Source organism: Bradyrhizobium sp. P2_E8 (assembly GCF_056403875.1).
On sequence record NZ_JBFUES010001289.1, the window covers coordinates 1 to 1,769 of the forward strand.

The window sequence follows — 1,769 nt, forward strand, 5'->3', positions numbered from 1 at the left end:
CTCCAGCGCGGTCTCGTCGAGATAGCGCGGCCGGGCCGGGTCGGTCTCCTGCACGCGATCGGGCAAGAGGCGGGTCAACAGGCGCGACATGGTGTCGAGCAGACCGATGAAGATGATGGCGGTGCCGACATTGAAGGCGATGTGAAAGGCCGCCGTCATCCTGGCGAGATCCGGCTGCCAGGCGTGCATGTGCCCGGCGATCACGCTCAGAAATGGCAGCACCAGTGCAATCCCGACCACGCGGTTGACGAGATTGCCGACCGGCAGGCGGTAGCTCGCGGGATCGTCGCGCCTGGCCCCTTCGAACACGGGGTTGATGGCGCTGCCGAGATTGGCCCCCAGCACCAATGCCAGCGCTGCATAAGGCGTGATGAACTGCGAATAGGCCAGCGACATGATCAGCAGCACGCTGGCCACGCTCGAATGCACCGCCCAGGTGACGAGCGCCGCGACGACGATGCACAGGATGGGATCACCCGTGATCGCCGCCATCGCGACGCGCACGCCGGGCGCATTCTCGGCCGGCGCTAGCGTGTCGAGCAGGATGTGCAGCGACAACAGCATCAATCCGAGGCCGATGCAGACGCGGCCGATGTCCTTGATCCTCGAGCGCGGTCCGGAGCGGAAGGCGACGAGGCCGAGCACGAACAGCACCGGCGCGACAGCGGCGATGTTGAACGAGAGCACCTGCACGATCAGCGTCGTGCCGACATTGGCCCCCAGCATGATGGCAAGCGCGGCGGCGAGGCTGACGAGGCCTTCGGCGGTGAACGAACTGGTGATCAGGGCGGTCGCGGTGCTGCTCTGGAGCAGCGCGGTGAGCCCGAGGCCGGCGGCGAAGGCGCTGACGCGGTTGCCGAGCGCCTTGCCGAGCAGGCGGCGGAGGTCCGGGCCGAAGGCACGCAGGATCCCGCTGTGGACCATGTGCAGGCCCCACAACAACAGCGCCACGCCGCCCATCAGATCGAGCAGAACCAACGTTCCCATGCTCCGTGTCCGGACTAGAGTCGATTGGTGAAGCTAGCGCCAAATGCTTGAGGTTCAAACCATTTGTTGGCGCGTCGGCGTTAACGTTTGCGATGGCGGCGCGTTCCCGAGGCGCGGATGCCGCGTCCTCAGGCGCGATGCCTTGTGAGCAGGCTCACATTGCTGCTTTGAGGGCAGCGAGGCCGCGATCGAGATCGGCCTTGAGGTCGTCGGTGCTTTCGAGTCCGATGTGGAGACGCAAGGTAGGGCCGCCCGGCGCCCACTTGGTCGCGGTGCGATAGCCGTCGCAGTCGAAGGGAATCGCAAGGCTCTCGAAGCCGCCCCAGGAGAAGCCCATGCCGAACAGCTTGAGCGTGTTGAGCATGGTGTCGACGGCCTGTTGCGGCGCCGGCTTCAGCACGATGCTGAACAGGCCCGAGGCGCCGGTGAAGTCGCGCTTCCAGATGGCGTGGCCCGGATCGGTCTCGAGCCCGGGATGCAGCACGCGCGCGACCTCGGGACGGGCGGCGAGCCAGCGCGCCATGGCGAGGCCGGAACGATGATGCTGGGCGAGCCGCACCGACAGCGTGCGCAGGCCGCGCAGCGCCAGGAAGACGTCGTCGGGGCCGGCGCAGACGCCGAGCAGGCGGATGCCCTCGGCAATCTGCGGCCAGGCCTTGGCGTTGGCCGAGATGGTGCCGAACATGATGTCGGAATGGCCGCCGATATATTTGGTCGCCGCCTGCATGCTGATGTCGACGCCCTGCTCGAGCGAGCGGTGATAGAGCGGGGTGGCCCAGGTG

2 protein-coding genes are annotated in these 1,769 nt (G+C 67.0%); both read right to left on the reverse strand.

Translation table 11 applies throughout. From position 1 onward, the window contains the following. The coding region (locus AC1D00_RS39645) for a Na/Pi cotransporter family protein (RefSeq protein WP_477014437.1) at nt 1–987 on the reverse strand (987 nt) is incomplete at its 3' end. A gap of 154 nt (nt 988–1,141) precedes the next feature. After that, the coding region (locus AC1D00_RS39650; protein WP_477014438.1) for a trans-sulfuration enzyme family protein at nt 1,142–1,769 on the reverse strand (628 nt) is incomplete at its 5' end.